Below are 19,863 nucleotides of genomic sequence, written 5' to 3' on the forward strand. Positions count from 1 at the left end.
AAATGGCCGTCCAGCAAGGCCGCAGGTGAGTCGAAACCGGAGGCGTACCCTTCAGGGGTACGTTGAGGATTTCGATGAGCCGAGAACGAAGCTGGCGGCCATTTTCAGCATCCTATTAAGAGACCGTCACGTCGTCCAAGATCTCTCGCACCTTTTTTGCCAACACGTTGGGCGAGAAGGGCTTCGCCAGAAACGACGTCTCTCGACTCACACCGCCTTGGTCGAACACCGGATGGTCTGGATAACCGGACATGTACAGCACTTTAATCCCAGGCCGAACGGTGAGGAGCTTTTCCGCCACTTCCGGCCCGCTCATCTGCGGCATAACGACATCCGTCAACAACAGATGAATAGCCCCCCCGTACCGTGCACCGGTCAGGAGGGCTTCGATGCCATGGCGCGCCTCCAGCACAGTGTACCCATGGAGTCGTAAGGTCTCGTGCACGAGCCCCCGCACGCTCGGCTCATCTTCGACCAGCAAGATGGTTTCGCGGCCATGTACCGACTCAATGGTATCGATAGCCACCGTCGGCTCCGACGCCTCTTGTGCGACGCGCGGGAAATAAATCCTGAAAGTCGTCCCCTTGCCAGGAGCGCTCTCCACGGTAATACTGCCCCCGCTTTGCTTGACGATGCCATAGACGGTCGAGAGTCCCAAGCCCGTCCCCTTCCCTTGTTCCTTCGTCGTGAAGAAGGGCTCGAACAAATGCGACTTAGTCTCCGCATCCATGCCATGGCCGGTATCCCGAACAGCCAGCAACACGTACGGTCCCGGGGTCACTCCCACGGCATCCCAACGCGGGTTTTTTCCAATCGTCATATTCTTGGTTTCGATCGTCAGGCTCCCGCCCTTGGGCATGGCATCCCGCGCATTGACCACCAGATTCATAATGACCTGCTCGACCTGTCCGGGATCCGCCTTGATGGCGCCAGCATGGGGATCCAATTCGGCGCAGAACTCGACGATGTCCTCCCCGAGGAGACGCCGCAACATACCGTCCATATTAGAGACCAGGGCATTGAGGTCGAGGACTTTCGCCGCAATGAACTGTCGGCGGCTGAAGGCCAACAATTGACGCGTCAGGCCGGTCGCCCGGTCCGCCGCTTTCTTGACCTCCTCCATATCTTTCCGCATGGGATCGGTCGGGAGCAGGCGGCTCAGGAGCAGCTCGCTATACCCTCGAATCACCGTAAGAAGATTATTGAAGTCATGGGCGACACCGCCGGCCAATCGCCCGACCGCTTCCATTTTCTGGGCCTGGCGCAATTGCGCTTCGGTCTCTCGGAGCACCCCTTCCGTTCTGGCCCGCTCGCCGAATTGGCCGATCTTGAGGCCGATATCTTCGACCATCTTCAACAATTCGTCATCAGGCTGCTGCACCTGGCGGCTAAAGAGTTCGATGACTCCCTCGATTTCACCCCCGACCCGAACAGGAAATCCAAACGCGCCGTGGAACCCCACCTCCTCCGCCACGGCCCTCCGGGGGGACGTACTATCCAACGAGACGTCCGTCACCCAGGCGGACTTGCCGCTGGACCAAATACGTCCTGGTAACCCCTCGTCTCGGCCAAACACTTGTTGCCAGTTGGCCGCAAGGAATGACTCAGCCTGGAGGGACGGCATCTGCCACTGGTCGAGACAGCGCAACAAGCCGGCAGCCTTATCCACTCGCCAGAACACGCCCAACTCCCATTCCAAACTCTCCCCAACTGCCTGAATGATCTTCGGAACGGCCTCTTCCAACGTCGCCGACTCGGCCAGGACTCTGGTCACCGCATACTGGGAGGCCAGACGCCGTTCAGTCCTCCGGCGCTCGGTGATATCCCGAATGAAGGCGCTGAAAATGTAGGCATCGCCGATTTTCGCCGGCGACACCGCCAACTCAACGGGAAGCTCCCTCCCGCTTCGATGTTGCGCGATAATCTCAATCCGGCGATTCAGAATCGCGCCAGTTCCTGTCCGAAGAAATTCATGAACACCCTGTTCATACGCCGGACGATCCCGCGCAGGAATGATCGTCTCGACCAGGGACCGACCCAGCGCTTCCTCACGGGACCATCCGAAAATCACAGAAGCCTGCGCATTCCAATCGGTCACGATCCCGCTCGAGTCGATCGTGATCACGCCGTCCAGCGCGGTATCGACGATAGCCCGGTTTCGCTCCTGACTTTGGAGCAACGCGGTCTCTGCCGCTTTCGCCCAGGCACTTTCCTGTTGCGCCTGCCGATGTTCCGTGCGCAAGCGCGCCGTGGACCAGAACAACAGCACCAACATGGGACCCCAGACCACTCCGCCAATAATCCCGATTTTCCACAGGAAGGTGTGAATCGGCGCCAGGATGTCCTGCCGATCCATGCGCACCAAGACCGACCAGCCCAGCCCGACAAATTCTCCAAACCCCTTGGTCTGCGCATAACCAGTCACCACGGGGACATGCCGGCTCAAATGCTCCTCTTCGATAAACCCCGGCAGGCCCGTCTCACTCAGCAACACCGACGGGAGCCCCATTTTTTTGAGATTCATGCCCACCTGAGGGGCGACATTCGAGCTGATAAACACGTGGCCATGCCGCGTCAATATTTGATACTCGACCCGCCCCCGCCCGGCTTCTCCTTGTCGATCTTCAAGCGCGCGAATGGTCCGCGTCGTCACTTCCTCCAGAAATGAGATCGACACCCGCGTGGTCACGACGCCCAGGAACAGGCCTCGCGTATCGAGAATCGGAGCGGTAAACGCGATGGTATCGACGCCATTATCCGACTCATGCACCGCCACATCGGCGACATCGAGTCGTTTCGTATCACGGGCCGATGTAAACCATGAAGTGTGGCTATGGTCCTGCCCCAGCAGCGAAGACTCGGTCGCCGCGATAATCGTGCCCTGACGATCCGTAACCGCGAGCCACAGATAGACTGGGGAATAGGCGGCCTTCATCCACGTCACATACTCGGAGAGATATTTCGGATCGGAACTTCGCGCGGAAAAGGCTCGGGCCATCATGAGGGCGTCGCCTTGGCGTTCGAACAACATCCGGTCGGTTTTCTCGGCCACTTCTGCCGCGGCCAGCGTGAGTTCTTCTCCGGTCGCCACCACCAGGCGCAATTCGACGAACTGCACCAGCCTAGCGCCAGCCGCAAGGGCGAACAGGGTCATCGCCGCAATGAGATAGGGCAGCCACCGATAGCGGTGAAAACTAAGAAACGACAAGGCCGTTGAGGTCTTCATGCTTCGCACACGCGGGACGCAATGAAATTGGAGATCAGCATAGCAGGGTGATAGGCCTGTTTGGACGCGCGCAACCCCGGAAGACCTGCGTCATCCATCGTACTAATATAGTCCGCCCCTTCCGCCATGGCAGTCCGACAGATCTCCCGAAATAAATATTGAGCCAGACCAGGAAAAGTCCGATCCGTAATCTCTACTAGGACACAGAATGTCTTGTTCGTCAACCAATAGCCGAATGTATAGGCGCAGATCCGACCATGAATCCTGACCACCGTCCCCCTGACCGGCAGGACCGACGCCTGCGACCATAGAATTTCATGCGCCGATTCCGCATCGGCCAGCAACATCACCCCGAACGGTTCCAGTCCTTCCGCCTGCTTCTGGCGTGACCATTCTCTCAACAATGCGCGGCAGCCCTGCTGGTCGCCAGCCTGATAGGAAGCCACCTCACAAGACTGCTCCCGCTCGAATCGGTTGCACAGAGCCCGTTGAGACTTATATCGATCGCCAGCCAAGGCCGCAAGGTCTGCCGCGCGATAGAGATAGTCCGGCTCCTTGGGCGTGAGGCGGTACCCCAGCCGCTCCAACTCCGGCGCCAACTGGGATGGCACGTTTTCCACCCGGCTGACCGGCGAGTCTCCGTTCCAACGATACAACAGCTCCATCGCATCGGACAGGGGAGCCTCAATCGAGCCGGATCCGATCGGAGGGAGGGGCAGAAACCAGCCGTCCGGCGATTGCGCGAAGAGGCACAAGGCTCCCTGCAGCTCCACCCACCAATAGGCCAGGACTCCCGTCCAGATGTAATGGTAGACCGGCGAATAGGCCGCAAGCGATTGAGGCCCGCAGAAGCCGGAACGATCCAGGGCCGTCGTCAGATGCGGGATATCATCCAGCATGAGCCGATGCAGCGGCGCAGGCCCCCACTGAACCGCGACGGCCTCGGTAAGGCGCGGAAGGCGAGCCAGCACGATCACGTCCTCTTGAAACCGCCCGATGAGGCGTGGATGCAAGACGAGTTGCTCATGAACGCCCGGTCGATCGAGCAAGGCCATCACCCGGTCTGCATGGCGCTGGATCTCCGCCGGAATCTCTTCCCGCAGAAAGGGACATTTCGTATCCCACCCCAATGCTATGTGGCTATGTGTGTCGTCCCACATCAGAGCCAGAGGATAGAGCTGACAGTCGAACGGACGCTGTGCATACACGCGGCAAGTTGAAGTCGCTGAATCGAAGGCCGGGCAGAGATAACCCTCTCCAGCCTGGTCGGGAACCAGGACCACCTGCGACCCTCGCCGATTAGGGAAGGCCGCCCCCTCAAGGCCCCCGGCCAAGGCCCCGGTAATTTCTTGCTCGGTGAAATAGGGACGAAGAGCGCTATCCGGGTCCGGGAACCGGCAACAGACATCGCACTGGAGGCAGGTGCGACTCGGCACAAATTGTGGAAGCGCAATCGATAACGTCACGGAAGCATCCAGCCGCCCGGTGGCCTATACGAATAGAAAAGGATTCCAATCAACCGGGGTTATCTTAGCACCGTTCACCAGTGCGCCCAAGGGGTCCCTGCTCACTGGCCCTTCGCCCCTTGTGCCAGTCTAAAGCCCATGTTACAGTCGCGATGCCTTGCATGAAGAGCTTTCATTGACACGGATACTGCCTCTGCCTGACTTGTCTACCTCCGACCTCCTCCACCGCTGCACGATCATCCGTGACCAGCTCAGCCAGGCTGGGCTCTTTCCTGCTCTGCCCGGCCAGGATGTCGCTCCCGGAACGGTGTCCACGACGACCACCTGGCGTATTGCGACCACACCGCTCCTGCTCACGCAAGACCAATTAGATTTCTTCCAGCAGTTGGGGCCGCAGCTCTTCTCATTTTATCGGGCGCTGAACCGCCTCTATGCCGACAGCCTGCGCGGCCTCCAGCCGGCCTGGGTCGCGGGATACCTCGACCAAGGCAAACCGGAAGGGCTGCTCACCTACAGCCACATGAAACGGTTTCGCGACCACGTGCCCGCAGTCATTCGACCGGACATCATCCCCACCCAGGACGGCATGGTCATCACCGAGCTCGACTCAGTCCCGGGCGGCATCGGCATGACCGCCTGCCTCTCAGGCCTCTACGCCGAAAGCGAGGCGGCAGGCCTCTCACTCGTGGGAGGCCCCGAGGGAATGGTGCATGGATTTGCCGCCATGCTGAAAGCCCAGCTCGGCCAACGGACCGGCTGTATCGCGATTCTGCTGTCGGAGGAAGCCAAAGACTATCGGCCGGAAATGACCTGGATCGCCACCAAACTGCGAGCCATCGGTCTCGACGCCTATTGCGTGGAACCCCGTCACATTCGATTCACCGAAGAAGGCCTCCGGCTCACTAGCGAGGGCATGGACCAGCCGATCGCATTAATCTATCGCTTCTATGAGTTATTCGACCTCCCGAACATTCCCAAGTCCGAACTCGTCCAATATGCGGCCAAGAAGGACCGGGTGGCCGTCACGCCTCCGTACAAACCGGCGCTGGAAGAGAAGCTGGCCTTCGCCCTGCTCCATCACCCGGTCTTGCATCCCTATTGGGAAGAGGCCTTGGGCCGGGAGGTCTTTCTGCACCTGACCACCATCATGCCGCGCACCTGGGTGCTCGATCCTGCGCCGGTCCCTCCCTCCGCCACGATTCCCGGATTGGCGATCGGTGGACGGGCCGTGTCGAACTGGCGCGATCTGGCCACGGCCACCCAGAAAGAACGGCACCTCGTCATCAAACCATCGGGATTCTCCGAACTCGCCTGGGGCAGCCGGGGCGTATCGGTCGGACACGACATGCCACAGCACGAATGGGCCGGCGCCCTCGACAAGGCCCTGGCCTCATTCCCCCAAACCCCCTATATCCTGCAGGAGTTCCACAAGGGCCGCCTGTACGAGCTCGACTATTTCGATCCGGTCACCGGCGAGATGAAACACATGTCCGGCCGCGCCAGGCTCTCACCCTATTATTTCGTGACTGGCGAAACGGTCGAACTGGCTGGTATCCTGGCAACCGTCTGCTCGGCAGAGAAGAAGGTGATCCACGGAATGAAGGACGCAATCATGGTTCCATGCGGGACAATGATGAAGGCAGAACGCTAAACGATGAACATCCGAAATGTTCCCGCTCAGCATTCATCGTTCATAGTTCAGCGTTAACGATATGCCCTTAACTCTCTATCATGTGTCCTGGTGTCCCGACTGCGATGTGGTGCGCCAGAAACTGGCAGACCTCCAGATCGAATACGAGCAGATCATCGTGCCCGATATCCGTCCGCTGCGAAAAATCGTCCACGAGGTCTCAGGTCAATACTATGTTCCAGTCCTCAAAGCTGGAGATCGGGTGTTGACGGAAACCGAGGACATCCTCGATTATCTGGACAAGACCTACGGTCAGGAACGGATCGCCGACAGCTAAGTGCCCCAGCAAGATTGCTGCTGCTGATTCACTCGACCAGCAAAGGAGACCGGCATGGAAGCATGGAGACGCATACTCGCCGACAGTATCGTAAAACCGAAAGACCTGGCGGAGCGGCTCGGTGTCGACGCGAAAGAAATCGAAGCCATCGTGGGCGACTACCCGATGCGCATCACCCCCACGGTGATGGCGACGATTAAAGAAAAAGGCGACGCCATCTGGAAGCAGGTGGTCCCGGACATCGCCGAGATGGACGACTTCGACGCGGAAGACGATCCGCTCGAAGAAGACCTCATGAGTCCGGTCCCGCATCTCGTCCATCGCTATCCGGATCGCGTCCTGCTCATGGTGACGAACCAGTGCCCGATCTATTGCCGCTTCTGCACGAGAAAACGGCTGGTCGGGAAACCGGGCTTCCTCAAAAAAGGCGAACTCGACCAGGCCATCGCCTACTTGCGCGCACATACCGAAGTGCGCGACGTCATCCTCTCCGGCGGCGACCCCCTGCTCCTGCCGGACCATCTGCTGGAGCGGATCCTCAAGGCTCTGCGCACGATCCCGCATCTAGAATTGGTTCGCCTCGGCTCCCGGGTGCCCGGCACCCTGCCGGAACGGATCACTCCGGAACTCTGCGCCATCGTGAAGAAGTACCACCCGATTTATATGAACCTGCATTTCAATCACCCGGACGAACTGACGCCGGCCGTCAAAGCCGCCTGCGGCATGTTGGCCGATGCCGGGGTGCCGCTCGGGGCGCAAACCGTACTGCTCAAAGGCGTCAACGACGACCCGGAGATCATGAAACGGTTGATGCATCAGCTCCTGCTCGCCCGCATCAAACCTTACTATCTCTACCAGGCGGACCTGACCAAGGGCACCAATCACTTCCGCACCACGGTCGAAACGGGCCTGAACATCATCAAGTCGCTGCAGGGCCACACCAGCGGCATGGCGATCCCCCACTTCGTCATCGACGCGCCGGGCGGCGGCGGCAAGATTCCCTTGCTTCCCGGCGACTATATGGTGCACATGGATGCCGATGGGGTCCTCTTGAAAAACTATGAGGGCAAGGCCTTCCACTATCCTCAGCCGAAACAGGGAGCCTCGCGCGAGCTGCCGATGGTCAGCGCAGGGCCTTCACTGAACGCTTGTAGCAATGGAGAACACGACGACCTGTGAGCACGCCATCCACTCAGGGCATTTTGCCCTACCAACAGATTAAGCAGCTGATCGCGAGCGGCGCCATCCATGTCGACGTGCCGATCGAAGACCGGCAAATCCAGCCGGCCAGTCTCGATCTGCGGCTCGGCCGCAAGGCCTACCGGTTGATCAGCAGCTTCCTGCCGGAACTGTCCGAGATCACCAGCCGCCTCAACGTCCTGGACTTCTACCAATCGGACCTCGTGATGTATGAGATGGACCTGACCGAGGGGGCCATTCTCGAAAAGGGCCATGTCTATCTGGTGCCGCTGCTGGAGCGAGTCACCTTACCCAAGACCATTCGGGCGCGGACCAATCCCAAGAGCACGACAGGGCGGCTGGACGTCTTTACCCGCGTCGTGACGGATCTCAACACCGGGTTCGATGAAATCAGAGCCGGCTATTCCGGCCCCCTCTATCTGGAAATCGTTCCCCGCTCGTTCACGATCAAAGTGAAGACCGGCTACGCGCTCAATCAAATCCGCTTCGTGCGCGGCGACGCCACCGTGCCGGACCGGTCGCTCCAGACGCTCCACAAGCGGGAACCCCTGCTCTATCACAATCTCCCCACGAAACAGGCGCTGGCTCCCCGTGACTTCCGAACGGATCGTGGCCTGTTCCTCCGCATCGATCTGAAGGGAGACGATCGGAGCGCCTCGCCGATCATCGGCTATCGCGCGAAGAAAAACAGTCACGTCATCGATCTGTCGAAGATCGGCCACTATGCGGCGCTCGACTTCTGGGAGCCTCTCTACCGCCACCGCCAGGACAGCCTCCTCCTGGAGCCGGAAGAGTTTTACATTCTCGCGTCGAAAGAACGGATTCGCGTGCCGGCCGGCTATGCGGCGGAAATGGTTGCCTTCGAAGCAGCCTGTGGCGAGTTGCGCACCCACTACGCAGGATTTTTCGATCCGGGATTCGGATATGGCCACGGCGAGTTGCACGGCACCCAGGTGGTGCTGGAAGTCCGCCCCCACGACGTGCCCTTCCTGATCCATGATGGACAAACCTTCTTCAAGGTTGTATACGACAGGATGCTCGCGCGGCCCAGCCAGCTCTATGGCGCATCCCTCGGGTCCTCCTATCAGCGCCAAGGGTTGACCCTGAGCAAACATTTCAAGGTATAGCCGGATGCTGAAACAGTCCGTCAGCTTCGTTCTCGCTTCGTTCAGCCCCTCAACGTACCCCCAGGGGTACGCTTCGGGCCTTCACTCGCTGCGGCCTTGCTGGACGGCCTGTTTGAGCATCCGGCAAAACGCGCATCGAGCTCCGCATTCGGACGTTTTACATTTCACGAACAGCTAGGAACCAGCGAACCATGCAGCCAGAACCAACCAACAAGCCGGTGCGCCCAGAATCAGAGGACGACTCCGGCAGCGATAACCAGATGCGTGTCGCCGGGATGATCGTGGGCACCGCCCTCATTTTCCTAGGCTTCCTGGACGTATTTCTCTCGATCAGCGGGGGATTCGAGATCGACGTCATCCCCCTCTTGATTTACTTCGGAGGCGTCGCGGTGTGGGCCAATGCGGTCGTCGAAAACATGACGCTCCGCTACAGTGTCATCGGGGCCTCCCTTCTGCTTGCCGCCGTCTTCTTCCATTATGGGGAAGTCCTCTTCTGGCACAAGCAAGTGGTGTTTTGGGTCACGGTCGTCGTGGTCATGTATTTTATGTTTAACGAACCAAAGAAGCCTGCCTAACCTCCATGGCGATGACGATTTCCGTCATCATCCCCACGCTGAACGAAGAGCAGACGGTCATGGCCACCGTGGCGCGCACCGCTATCCTCGGCTTCGATGAACTCATCGTGGTGGATGGAGGGAGCACTGACGCAACTCCCGCACTCGTCGAATCATACCGGCTGAGCGCTCAGTCCTCAGCACTCAGTCCCGTACAATGGCTGACCGCTCCCCGCGGGCGGGCCAGCCAGATGAACGAAGGCGCAAGGGCCAGTAGCGGTGAGATCCTCCTCTTTCTCCATGCGGACACCCAGCTCCCAGACAACGCCAAAGCGATGATCGAAACGGTACTGACCGATCAAGAAATGGCAGGAGGGCGGTTCGATGTCCGTTTCGATCACCCATCGATGTGGGGAACCATCATCAGCGGAATGATGAACTGGCGATCGAGACTGAGCGGCATCGCCACCGGTGATCAGGCCCTGTTCGTACGTCGTCCCATCTTCGAACGGATGGGAGGCTTCGCCAACCTGCCCTTGATGGAAGATATCGATTTCTCCCGCAGACTCAAACGAGTGGGAACGACCGCAGCCCTGACCTCAACCGTCACCACCTCCTTCCGTCGTTGGGAACAGCAAGGACCGTTACGGACAATTCTCTTGATGTGGAGACTGCGATTCCTGTACTGGATAGGCGTATGTCCTCACACACTTCACCGATGGTATAGATTGGTTCGATAAATGATGAAACAGCCTTCCTCTCCGTTATCTGACGCCACTCGCACGGCCTTAGTCATCTTCGCCAAGGCTCCAACCCCTGGCGAGGTGAAAACACGCCTCTGTCCGCCGCTGACGCCTGACGAGGCAGCCACCCTGCACGGTAGCTTCGTCCTCGACATGCTGGAACGGACCAAACTCGCCGTCGTGAAACTTCAGATCCCGTTCCATCGGTACCTGGCCTGCACGCCGTCCTCTGAGCTGGTCTTCTTCAAAATTATGGAGGAACGACAGGGCGTCCGCCTGTTAGATCAAGTAGGAGAAGACCTGGGCCAACGAATGCATCACACCTTTGCCGAACTCTTCGCCAAAGGCTACCAGCAAGTGATCATCGTGGGAACCGATGTCCCAACCTTGCCTCTGTCTGTGTATCAAGAGGCGCTCACGATGCTGGGACGCTCGGATGTGGTTTTGGGACCGTCCCTGGATGGCGGCTACTACCTCATCGGCCTCACGCAGCCGGCAGAACAACTCTTTGCCGGAGTGCCTTGGTCCACTGATCAAGTACTCGCCGTCACACAACAAAAGGCCAAGGCCCTGGGTTTGTCGGTCGGACTCACCACCGCCTGGCGCGACGTGGATACGATCGCGGACTTGCAGGCACTCATCACAGAATGCCAAGAGGACGACAAGAAACCCAAGCAAGACCGAATCTTCTCCATGCGAACAGCCGGCACCTTGCAGCTGCTCGCGACCAGACTCAAGACTCGCTAAGCGAAACAATCGGCAGCACCGACCACGTAAGGGATCACCGATGGCAGAACGAGTGGCACTCATCACAGGCGGGGCCAAAGGCATCGGACGAGGGATGGCGCTCGACCTGGCGGCGCAACAATGGTCGGTTGCCATCTGCTATCGCACCAGCGAAGCAGAGGCCACGGACACAGCCGAGGCCATCACCAAACTCGGCGGTCGCGCCCTCTCGATTCGCTGTAACGTGTCGGACCCCCAAGCGGCCAAAAGTCTCGTGGCGCAAGTCGAACAGCAGTGGGGACGGATCGATGCGCTGATCAACGGCGCAGGCCCCTACCATCGCGTGAACCTCTTCGACGAAACGGTCGAAGGCTGGAACGAAATGTTCGACGGCAATCTCCATCCCATTTTCTATCTCGCGCAAGCCGTCGCTCCTGGCATGAGAGCCCGCAAGGCTGGTCGCATCATCAACTTCAGCATGGCCAACGCAGACCAGATGATTTCCCAGCCGGACGTCACGGCACACTACATCGCGAAAGCCGGCGTACTGATTCTGACTCGCACGCTAGCCAAGCTCCTGGCGCCGCACAACATTACCGTCAATGCGATTTCCCCCGGCTTCATCGATTCCGGCAGTGCGCCGCTGGAAGAACTCGCCGCCATGACCAAACGCATCCCAGCCGGATACATTGGAACGGTAGACGACACAGTTGCGGCAGTGCGCTATCTCCTCAGCGACGAAGCGCGCTACGTAAATGGAGCCAACATACAAATTAGCGGGGCATGGGGAATATGACGGGTAGCCTGAGTGCCCTTCTTGCTCGCAGAACGCGCACATGCAGAAAGTGCTCGCTCGATGCGCGCAGTCAAAGGGCACATCAGGCCACCCGCTAAGAAGAGTAAGGAGGAATAGGGAAGCTATGAAAACAGAGCAAGAACTGACAGCACATAGTCGATTCATTCAGGCACTGCAACACGAGCATCTCACCTGTCCCAAGCCTGGATGCGACGGAGCGATGCACAGCAGGGATCTGTCCCAACATACAGATAAGATCAAGACCTATGAAGCCGAATGCGAACGGTGCGGCTTGAAAGAACGGATTGCAGGGAACGAACAAGCCACGCCACCCTGGGACAACGCCTCACTGGAACTGATGGCAGACGAGCACCTGATGCATCAGCAACCGGTCTGCCCCTTTGACGACACCCCGGTCGTCTTCATCTCCCTGCCCAACCCACGACGGCGCGCACGCTACCGGCTCTGCTGCTTCTACTGCGGCCGCCAAACCGAAATGGACTGGCCACCGGCAGAAACCAAGCGGTAACTGGAAGGGATGACCGGACCGCCCTCTTCTTTCCTCCTCCCCATCCGCTGCCTGAACTAAACAGGAAGGGCGCCTGCCTCACTCTCGATTGCGCGCGTCCAACGAGGGCCTTCGGAGGCCGCGCGTTGCGCGAGCAGGAGAGTGTGGCAGGCGCCCTTCCCGATCTTCTCTTCGACTCTGCTATTTCCCGAACGCTTTTTTCAGCAGCGGCTCCATCTCGCCTTTGGCTGCCATCGGGTCCAGGATATCCGTATCGCCGTAGAACTGTCCGTCGATGAACACCTTAGGGAGGGTCGGCCAGTTAGTCATTTTCGAAAGCGCCTCCCGCTTGGCCGGTTGAGACAACACGTCGATAAGCTCAAACGGATACCCGTACTTATCGAAAAACTGTATCGTCTCTCGCGTGAACCCGCACATCGGCATCTGTTTAGTGCCCTTGCCGTAGATCAAAATCTTGTGTGCGGCGACTTCCTTATTAATTTCTTCTTGAATGGGCTCTGCCATAGGTCGGCCTCCTAGACTTCTTCTGTTGTTTTAGCTGTGAGCTCGAGCGCATGAATCCGCCCGTCTTTCAGGGGGACATCCAGCGCCTGATAGATCATGCGGTGCCGATCTAGCAGGTTCTTCCCTGCAAAGGCTGTCGAGACCACCACTACCTTGAGGTGATCCATCGTGCCGGTCCGGTCTGATACCGTAACTGCGGCATCCGGCATCATCCGGCGCACATACTCTGTCAGGACATCTGGCGTAATCATGGCCGCTCCAATCTCATTTTGGTCAGAATACCTTAGCATCGGGAGGAAAGGCAATTCGAGGCGCCCAGAGCTGGCAGGCGGTGGTTTGTCTGGTCGATCTCGTCTGTCTGGTCTTTCCGGTCTGACGAAACCAACCAGATGAACCAGACAGACCAGATCGACCATCCATTTTTTTGCTCCACAGCCCATGATGCCGGTGGTGGACTTCAGCACATGCTGGTGGATAACCACCACGCCTGCCGACGTCGCATCACGATACCTTCCTCTTTTCCTGTAAATCTGAGCCATTTCTATGTAACTCTGCTGGCATGCGGATTGCGATTCACCTAAAACAGGAGCACGGACATAAACCAGACGACAGCACATCTCACCATCAACCAAGGAGGGCGCCATGAGTGAGTTCAAATCCGGGTTCTTCATCTCGGGAGAAGCGTGCAACGGGCGGGTCCTCATAGTGGACGACGAGCCGGACATTCGCAAAGTCGTGAAGATGACCTTGCAGAAGGCCGGCTACGAAGTCTTGGAGGCGGAAAACGGAGAGAAGGCCATCGAGACCATCAATTCCGGAGAAAACCGGCTGCTCCTCGACGTCGTCATCTGCGACATTCGCATGCCGAAGATCAATGGAGTCGAGGCGATTGCCTACTTCCGAAGCAACTACCCCCACGTCCCGCTCATCGTGCTGACCGGCTTCCCGGACACAGATATGGCGGCCTCTTTTCTCCGGCAGGGCGTGGTAGATTATCTCGTCAAGCCAGTCGAGGGAGAGAAACTGCGATCAGCCGTTGCGCGGGCCATGGAACAACGGGAACTTGCACGGCTGTAACGATGAGTCCCCGTCCCCCTATGCCGAGGAGGGCTGTGGCCCTCCTCGGCAAGAGTGCCACAACCCTCCTACAGGGAAGAGGTCTGGATGGACAGCTTCGACCGGACAAAGGTCGCCATTCTTGGAGCGGGGCGAGGCGGCCGCGCGCTGCTGGATCTGCTGCACCAAATCCCGTCAATCGAGATCGTCGGCATTGCAGACCGTGACCCTGACGCACCAGGGCTGCAGCGAGCGCGGGAGTTTCACGTTCCTGTCACCACCGATGTGCCAACCCTCATCCGCGCCCAGGGCGTGAGCCTGATCATGGATGTCACGGGCGATCCAGCGATGGAAACGTACCTGCGCGCCCACAAACCTCCGACTGCAGACATCCTCAGTGGATCGGCCTCCCGGCTGCTGTGGGAACTGGTGCAGCACGAATCCAAACTCGAAGCTGAACTCCTCCAGGCAGAAAAGCTCGCGGGCATCGGCTCATTCGCTGCGGGAATCGCGCATGACATCAATAATCCCCTGCAGCTCATTATGGGCCTGGCGGAAAACTTGGCTGAGGAACGCGACCTGGCTTCCGTCCACGAACAAGCCCAGGAGATTATCGAGGCGGTCAAACGGACGAGCGCCATCTGCCGGGACCTCACCCGTTACTCACGGCGCGCCTCTCCCCATGAGGACGTGCTCATTTCTCTCAACGGGAAGCTGGACGAGGCACTGAAAATCGCGCGCTATGCCTCCAGCTTCCACGATATCGAGATGATCAAAAACTACGAGCCAGGCGCCGCCGTCAAAGGCAACCCGGATGAGCTCCTGCACGTCTTCGTCAACCTGATTACGAACGCGGTCCATGCCATGGAGCAGGTGGGCGGCACCTTGACGCTGGGAACCCAGATCCTTGACGGTCAAGTCAATATTCGAATCTCCGATACGGGATACGGCATTGCCCAGGACAAAATCCCCGAGATTTTCGAGCCGTTTTTCACGACGAAGGCCCCGGGCAAGGGCACGGGGCTGGGACTCTATAATGTCAAAACCATCGTCAATAAAATGCAGGGCATGATTACAGTCGAGAGCATGCTCGATAAGGGCACCACCTTTACCGTGACCTTCCCCAGGGCCGTGTCGGCAGAACAAGGATGTCCGTCATGAGTCCCACGCGCCCCCCGTCTCACGCTGCAACGAGGTGGGGGCTCCAGCTCAAACTGATTCTGGCCATGTTGCTGGTGGGAGTCGTGCCCCTCATCGTGGGTCTCGGTCTCGCATTTTGGCAAGGCTCGCGCGAAATCCAGACCGTCAACGGCGAAAACTTCAAGGCCCTGGCCGAAGAGACGGCGCGAAAAGTCGACCTCCTGATGTCGGATGAAGTCGCACGAACCTCACGGATTGCGGCAGACCCTGCCATCATCCGTGAGCTGGAGCAACGGCGCGATGCCCTGCTAAACATGACGGAGGATGAACGCCGCCGCGCAATGGACGGGCTCAAGAAAGGCTGGGAAGCCAAAAATCCCGCAACAGTCCAGGCCATTACGGGCAGCCACATGGCCGGCCTCATTCAGGAATATTTCTCGGGAGCCAAGAGCGAAGCCGACCAACTGATTCCGCAAGTCGTCCGGTCTGCCACCAAACTGTTGTATATCACCGACATGGAGGGCCACCTGGTCGCGTCATTGACCACCCTGCCTCCCATTGCCAACAAAGACCAGGCCTGGTGGACCGGCGCCTTCCATCGCGGGGTCGGCCAGCTCTTCATCGAAGACGTGCACTTCGACGAACGCGTCCAGACCTATGTCATCAGCATCTCGCTGCCCATTATGGATCGCATCCGGTATGAAGCCATCGGCGTGATCCATCGCGTGATCGACGCCAAGGAATTTTTCTCGCCCTCGCTCGCGCCCATTCGCTTCGGCAAGACCGGGCATGTGATGCTGATCGACCATCGCGGCATCGTCATCAGCTGCCCCATTCTGCCGACCGGCCTCCCGCTCTCCGATGCACAGCTCATTCCCCTCGTCACGCCCCTGCACCCAGGCTGGATCAGTGCGCCAAGCGATGGCCACGGGGGGACCTCCACCTCGATTATCGGATTCGCCCCCGTGCCGGAAACCAGCCGCGCCACCAACGGCGCGCTGGACAAAGGCTCCTGGCACAGCTTCGTCTGGCAAGCCTCCGACGAACTCTTTGCCCCGATCCATCACTTCCTCACCTGGATGGCCCTATTCAGTCTGGTCTCCGTCGGATTGATGGCGGCCCTCGGCTACCTGGCGGCCAATCGGATCGTCACGCCGGTGCGCCGATTACAGGCTGCGGCGCAATTGGTCGGGCGCGGTGAACTGCATGAGCCCATCGACATTCGGACCGGCGATGAGATCCAGGACCTGGCCGATGAATTCAACCGCATGAATCACCAATTGGAAGCGGCCTTTGCGGGCCTGACCGATCAAGTGACCATCAAAACCCAACAAGTGGAGTCCCTGCTCCATTCAACGGACCAGATCCTGGATGCCGTTCCAACCCCGATCGTCATGGTCGATCACAACGAGCAGGTGCGGTACATCAATCGAGTCGGACGAGGCTCCTTTGAAACCATCCTGAATGGGAGCCACGACGTCCCCTTGTTTGATCTGTTCCCCGTCGATACCGCAACACGAGAGCGGCTCCGAACAGAATTCACACGTGTACGGAATGGAGAGAATGCCGCGGTCGCCGCGGTGACTGAAGAGGCCGCCGTCCGCAGCACGATCCGTGACCCGTTACGCCCGACGGCGGACGGGGCAGAAGCCGGCAGCCAGCAAGAAATTCAGATTGGGCCCCGGCGGTATCACTATCAATGGTTCCACCTGGCGGGAGGGAATCAGGAGGAAGACCGGATCGGCCTGATCTTCAGGGACACGACGGACGCCAGCCGGCTCCAAGAGCAACTGATCCAGTCCGAAAAATCCGGCAGCCTCGGGACCCTCACAGCCGGGATCGGACATGAATTGAACAATCCGCTCTTCGGCATTCTCGGACTGGGAGAAGCCATTGGAGAAGAAGCCAATCTCGATCGCGCCAAATCCTACGCCCGCGACATCGTCCAGCATGGCCGCCGCATGGCCGCGACCATTCGAGACTTTACCGGAGTCACGAGCCGCGAGTCATCGGACCAGCGGCAACCGGTGCACCTCGAACAGGAACTCGACCAGGCCCTCGATACCCTCACGGGCAACCTCAATCCTTCAGAATTCACGATCGAGAAAACCTATGCGGGGGACAGCTGTGTGCTGGCGCTCCCAGACCAACTCAGACAGGCCTTCACGAACGTGTTGATGAATGCCATCCAGGCGATGAAGGGCCGAGGGACCTTACGTCTCTCGACCTCCCGCACCGATAGCTCTATCGTCATCACCATCGCCGATTCCGGCCCCGGCATTCCGAAACAATACTTATCAAAACTGTTCGATCCGTTCTTTACCACCAAGGAGCAAGGCGAGGGATCAGGGCTCGGCCTGACCGTGGCGCACCGCATCATCAAGAGATTTGGAGGGGAGATCAGGATTGAGAGCCAGGAAGGGAGCGGCACCACCTGCAGCATCACCCTTCCGGCGATCCCTCTTCTGCTACCCCCACAGGAGGCTTCATGTACCGAATCAACGGCTCGCTCTACGCAACAGCCCTCATCCTCCTAGTGTGTGGGCTATGGTGGGGGCCTGACATACTGTCCGCCAAGGAACGCCCCGCATCGGCCGGCATCCCGCCGGAGAAAGTGGCGGCGTATGTCTATGCCGTCATCAAGGCCGACCGCACAGTCTACACAACGGAGATCGTCAATCGGCTTCAAGAAAAAGGTGTCATCATGGCGTCTGAACATTGGGAGCAGGAGAACGCGCTCATGTTGCCAGCCCAGTTTCTCCATCATTCGAGCAAACTGGCAGCCGAGAGCGGAAGCGGGATCCGCTATCGGCTGATCAGTCTCTGGCCGATTTATCGGCGCAACGCTCCGGCGAGCGACCTGGAACGGAGCGCGTTGGAGTCTCTCAGCAAGAATCCCGACTGGCCGGTCACGGGGATCGTGACCAGTGGGCGCAAGCAGTACTTTCAAGCCATCTATCCAGACCTCGCGATCTCACCGGTCTGCGTCAGCTGTCACAACAACCATCGGCTCAGCCCGAAGCGGGACTTCAAGCTCAACGATGTCATGGGTGGAATCACGATCACCATTCCGCTGGAATAACACATTTAGGCAAGAGGCATAGGGCCCAGGGGCAAGAGGACGGACAGCGGTTCTGAGGGCGAGGCCTATAGCCTCTCGCCACTCGCCTGGATATTCGGTTTAAGTGGAAGCCTTCGTGAAAGCCGAGAGCTACGAGGGTGTAGCAGGCCCAGCCGGTGGAGGAGTTTCAGCCTGCTGATACTCCTCACGGTAGATGGCAATCACTGTCATCAGGATGCTCATGAGGATCGGCCCGACGAAGAGCCCGATCAGGCCATAGAGAGCCAACCCGCCGAGAATGCTGAACACGAGAAAGAGCGCGGGCATTTGGATGTCCTGGCCGATGAGCCACGGACGGAGGATCTGATCGACGGTCGAGACCACGCCAACTCCCCACGCCAACATCACCAGCGCCTTGCTTACTGACCCGACCATCAACAAATACAGGACGACCGGCCCCCACACGAGCGCCGTACCGCCGACCGGAAGCGCCGCAAAGAGGATCGTGAGCGCGGTGAGTACCGCCGCAAAAGGCACTCCCAGCACCGCATAGGCTGCGCCGGCCAGCAAGCCCTGGACGATGGCGGTCAAGAGTACGCCCTTCACGACGGCGCGGACCGTGATATCCAGCCGCGCGAAAATCTTCTGCTTCTGCGCGTCGTTGAGCGGAACGAGCTCATAGAGGAACCAGAGCCAGCGGCGGCCATCCTTGTACAGAAACCAGAGGGTAAAGAGAATGATGAAAAAGTCGCTGACCAGAACAAAGGCGTTCTTCAGCAGGCTGCTCAATTGATCGACGAAAAAACCAGAGACCACTTGCGCGCTCGACCGGACCAATTCTTCCAGCGCGTTAGGATTCAGGAGATAGCGCCCGAGCACATCCTGCAACAGGCCTCCGACCACCGGCACCGTCGAGAGCTGCGCCGGCAGACGCTGAATACCGCCGGCATCGATCCATGCCCGCACCGCCAGCTCTGCGCCGACGGCTTCTTGCACTAGCAACACCGCCATCAGCAACACCGGCGCAACCACCATCACCAAGCCCCCCAGGGTCAGGCACGAGGCGGAGAGGGCGTCGCGCCCCCCCAAGCGGGCGGTCAACCGCACGTGAACCGGATAGGTCATGTGCGCGAGAATCACCGCCCACAGCATCGGGAAGAGAAACGGCTGAAACATCAGCGCGATCTGGTAGAGAAGCAGCAGAAGGAGAGCGAAAAATACGGCGGTAAAAATCTGCGGCTGTGTCATGAGTTCGGCAGGAACAGAAAAAATACGAGGAGCCTATCGGTACCCTTCACCGCGGGAATCTTTATTGTCCAGCACCACGACCTGCTTGGCCCTGTGCGCGGACAGATCACGGACGCCACCCGGCAACTTCGGCAGCTCCTCAGACCAGGAGGTCACCCCCATGTCCGTCATACCTTGGAGCTTGGCGCCCATTTCCATCATGAGCGCCGGCGTATGGACCTCCCCGATCAACGTCGCCGTCTTCATCAGCTGCACGGACTCCGTCGCCATCACCTTCGCCTTGATGCGCCCGCTGCTGATCAGCGTACCGGCCGTAATCGTGCCCTGCACCAGTCCATCCTCGCCGACAATGACCTGTCCCTTGGTCTCAATATCGCCGTCAAGACGGCCATCGATCCGCACCGTCCCCTCGACATGGATCTCGCCTTTTAAGATGACCCCTTTAGCCAACAGGGTAATGTTGTCATCTCCTGAAAAGTCACTCTTCTTCATGCGGCACTCCCCCTTCACACCTGAATTA

At 59.1% G+C, this 19,863-nt stretch carries 19 protein-coding genes; 13 read left to right on the top strand and 6 right to left on the bottom strand.

What is annotated here, in order from left to right:
* Positions 1–115 precede the first annotated feature (115 nt).
* Positions 116–3,226 carry a PAS domain S-box protein gene (locus NT179_08750; GenBank protein ID MCX5722100.1) on the bottom strand — a complete coding sequence of 1,037 codons (3,111 nt, stop codon included), beginning with the start codon at positions 3,224–3,226 and terminating at the stop codon, positions 116–118.
* On the bottom strand, positions 3,223–4,692 hold the full coding sequence (locus tag NT179_08755; protein MCX5722101.1) for a phosphatidylglycerol lysyltransferase domain-containing protein: 1,470 nt from the start codon (positions 4,690–4,692) through the stop codon (positions 3,223–3,225). The genes NT179_08750 and NT179_08755 overlap by 4 nt, the downstream gene beginning before the upstream one ends.
* Before the next feature lie 175 nt (positions 4,693–4,867).
* Here NT179_08755 and NT179_08760 point away from each other — a divergent pair, with 175 nt between their 5' ends.
* The 9 genes from NT179_08760 to NT179_08800 all read left to right on the top strand — a co-directional run bounded on the left by NT179_08760 (position 4,868) and on the right by NT179_08800 (position 12,334).
* Positions 4,868–6,343 carry a hypothetical protein gene (locus tag NT179_08760; protein MCX5722102.1) on the top strand — a complete coding sequence of 492 codons (1,476 nt, stop codon included), beginning with the start codon at positions 4,868–4,870 and terminating at the stop codon, positions 6,341–6,343.
* Positions 6,344–6,404: 61 nt separating this feature from the next.
* A complete protein-coding gene (locus tag NT179_08765; GenBank protein MCX5722103.1) occupies positions 6,405–6,659 on the top strand; it encodes a glutathione S-transferase N-terminal domain-containing protein in 255 nt (84 codons plus the stop codon).
* Positions 6,660–6,713: 54 nt separating this feature from the next.
* Complete coding sequence (locus NT179_08770; GenBank protein MCX5722104.1) at positions 6,714–7,838, top strand: KamA family radical SAM protein; 1,125 nt, start codon at positions 6,714–6,716, stop codon at positions 7,836–7,838.
* On the top strand, positions 7,835–8,986 hold the full coding sequence (locus NT179_08775) for a 2'-deoxycytidine 5'-triphosphate deaminase (protein ID MCX5722105.1): 1,152 nt from the start codon (positions 7,835–7,837) through the stop codon (positions 8,984–8,986). Before NT179_08770 ends, NT179_08775 begins: the two co-directional genes overlap by 4 nt.
* 191 nt (positions 8,987–9,177) lie before the next feature.
* Complete coding sequence (locus tag NT179_08780) at positions 9,178–9,561, top strand: hypothetical protein (GenBank protein MCX5722106.1); 384 nt, start codon at positions 9,178–9,180, stop codon at positions 9,559–9,561.
* Between the two features lie 11 nt (positions 9,562–9,572).
* Positions 9,573–10,280 (top strand): TIGR04283 family arsenosugar biosynthesis glycosyltransferase, encoded by a 708-nt coding sequence (locus tag NT179_08785; protein ID MCX5722107.1) that lies wholly within the window; start codon positions 9,573–9,575, stop codon positions 10,278–10,280.
* The gene (locus tag NT179_08790; GenBank protein MCX5722108.1) at positions 10,281–11,030 is read left to right on the top strand and encodes a TIGR04282 family arsenosugar biosynthesis glycosyltransferase; all 750 of its coding nucleotides are present in this window, start codon (positions 10,281–10,283) and stop codon (positions 11,028–11,030) included.
* 40 nt (positions 11,031–11,070) lie between these two features.
* Positions 11,071–11,805 carry an SDR family oxidoreductase gene (locus tag NT179_08795; GenBank protein ID MCX5722109.1) on the top strand — a complete coding sequence of 245 codons (735 nt, stop codon included), beginning with the start codon at positions 11,071–11,073 and terminating at the stop codon, positions 11,803–11,805.
* A 124-nt stretch (positions 11,806–11,929) separates the two neighbouring features.
* Positions 11,930–12,334 (top strand): hypothetical protein, encoded by a 405-nt coding sequence (locus NT179_08800; GenBank protein MCX5722110.1) that lies wholly within the window; start codon positions 11,930–11,932, stop codon positions 12,332–12,334.
* 180 nt (positions 12,335–12,514) lie between these two features.
* On the opposite strand, the gene NT179_08805 is transcribed toward NT179_08800, so the two are convergent.
* Together NT179_08805 and NT179_08810 are read right to left on the bottom strand one after the other, a co-directional pair.
* A complete protein-coding gene (locus tag NT179_08805) occupies positions 12,515–12,838 on the bottom strand; it encodes a glutaredoxin (protein ID MCX5722111.1) in 324 nt (107 codons plus the stop codon).
* An 11-nt stretch (positions 12,839–12,849) separates the two neighbouring features.
* Complete coding sequence (locus NT179_08810; protein ID MCX5722112.1) at positions 12,850–13,089, bottom strand: BolA family transcriptional regulator; 240 nt, start codon at positions 13,087–13,089, stop codon at positions 12,850–12,852.
* Between the two features lie 391 nt (positions 13,090–13,480).
* On the opposite strand from NT179_08810, the gene NT179_08815 reads away from it, so the two are divergent.
* The 4 genes from NT179_08815 to NT179_08830 all read left to right on the top strand — a co-directional run bounded on the left by NT179_08815 (position 13,481) and on the right by NT179_08830 (position 18,116).
* Complete coding sequence (locus tag NT179_08815) at positions 13,481–13,915, top strand: response regulator (protein ID MCX5722113.1); 435 nt, start codon at positions 13,481–13,483, stop codon at positions 13,913–13,915.
* 87 nt (positions 13,916–14,002) lie between these two features.
* Positions 14,003–15,055, top strand: coding sequence for an ATP-binding protein (locus tag NT179_08820; GenBank protein MCX5722114.1), 1,053 nt, complete (start codon positions 14,003–14,005; stop codon positions 15,053–15,055).
* The gene (locus NT179_08825) at positions 15,052–17,571 is read left to right on the top strand and encodes an ATP-binding protein (GenBank protein MCX5722115.1); all 2,520 of its coding nucleotides are present in this window, start codon (positions 15,052–15,054) and stop codon (positions 17,569–17,571) included. Before NT179_08820 ends, NT179_08825 begins: the two co-directional genes overlap by 4 nt.
* Positions 17,523–18,116, top strand: coding sequence for a DUF3365 domain-containing protein (locus NT179_08830; protein MCX5722116.1), 594 nt, complete (start codon positions 17,523–17,525; stop codon positions 18,114–18,116). The genes NT179_08825 and NT179_08830 overlap by 49 nt, the downstream gene beginning before the upstream one ends.
* Positions 18,117–18,245: 129 nt before the next feature.
* Here the strand turns inward: NT179_08830 and NT179_08835 are convergent, their stop codons facing one another.
* Together NT179_08835 and NT179_08840 are read right to left on the bottom strand one after the other, a co-directional pair.
* Complete coding sequence (locus NT179_08835; protein MCX5722117.1) at positions 18,246–19,343, bottom strand: AI-2E family transporter; 1,098 nt, start codon at positions 19,341–19,343, stop codon at positions 18,246–18,248.
* Positions 19,344–19,376: 33 nt separating this feature from the next.
* Entirely contained in the window at positions 19,377–19,835 is a 459-nt protein-coding gene (locus NT179_08840; GenBank protein ID MCX5722118.1) for a polymer-forming cytoskeletal protein, read from the bottom strand.
* Positions 19,836–19,863: the final 28 nt, after the last annotated feature.

Source organism: Nitrospirota bacterium (genome assembly GCA_026387665.1).
GTDB lineage: Bacteria > Nitrospirota > Nitrospiria > Nitrospirales > Nitrospiraceae > Palsa-1315.

Excerpts from the sequence above, each read along its gene's own strand:
- NT179_08820 (MCX5722114.1), top strand. The coding sequence starts at position 14,003 with ATGGACAGCTTCGACCGGACAAAGGTCGCCATTCTTGGAGCGGGGCGA.
- NT179_08815 (MCX5722113.1), top strand. The coding sequence starts at position 13,481 with ATGAGTGAGTTCAAATCCGGGTTCTTCATCTCGGGAGAAGCGTGCAAC.
- NT179_08810 (MCX5722112.1), bottom strand. The coding sequence starts at position 13,089 with ATGATTACGCCAGATGTCCTGACAGAGTATGTGCGCCGGATGATGCCG.
- NT179_08770 (MCX5722104.1), top strand. The coding sequence starts at position 6,714 with ATGGAAGCATGGAGACGCATACTCGCCGACAGTATCGTAAAACCGAAA.
- NT179_08785 (MCX5722107.1), top strand. The coding sequence starts at position 9,573 with ATGACGATTTCCGTCATCATCCCCACGCTGAACGAAGAGCAGACGGTC.
- NT179_08795 (MCX5722109.1), top strand. The coding sequence starts at position 11,071 with ATGGCAGAACGAGTGGCACTCATCACAGGCGGGGCCAAAGGCATCGGA.
- NT179_08830 (MCX5722116.1), top strand. The coding sequence starts at position 17,523 with ATGTACCGAATCAACGGCTCGCTCTACGCAACAGCCCTCATCCTCCTA.
- NT179_08840 (MCX5722118.1), bottom strand. The coding sequence starts at position 19,835 with ATGAAGAAGAGTGACTTTTCAGGAGATGACAACATTACCCTGTTGGCT.
- NT179_08825 (MCX5722115.1), top strand. The coding sequence starts at position 15,052 with ATGAGTCCCACGCGCCCCCCGTCTCACGCTGCAACGAGGTGGGGGCTC.
- NT179_08790 (MCX5722108.1), top strand. The coding sequence starts at position 10,281 with ATGATGAAACAGCCTTCCTCTCCGTTATCTGACGCCACTCGCACGGCC.
- NT179_08780 (MCX5722106.1), top strand. The coding sequence starts at position 9,178 with ATGCAGCCAGAACCAACCAACAAGCCGGTGCGCCCAGAATCAGAGGAC.
- NT179_08765 (MCX5722103.1), top strand. The coding sequence starts at position 6,405 with ATGCCCTTAACTCTCTATCATGTGTCCTGGTGTCCCGACTGCGATGTG.
- NT179_08800 (MCX5722110.1), top strand. The coding sequence starts at position 11,930 with ATGAAAACAGAGCAAGAACTGACAGCACATAGTCGATTCATTCAGGCA.
- NT179_08835 (MCX5722117.1), bottom strand. The coding sequence starts at position 19,343 with ATGACACAGCCGCAGATTTTTACCGCCGTATTTTTCGCTCTCCTTCTG.
- NT179_08805 (MCX5722111.1), bottom strand. The coding sequence starts at position 12,838 with ATGGCAGAGCCCATTCAAGAAGAAATTAATAAGGAAGTCGCCGCACAC.
- NT179_08750 (MCX5722100.1), bottom strand. The coding sequence starts at position 3,226 with ATGAAGACCTCAACGGCCTTGTCGTTTCTTAGTTTTCACCGCTATCGG.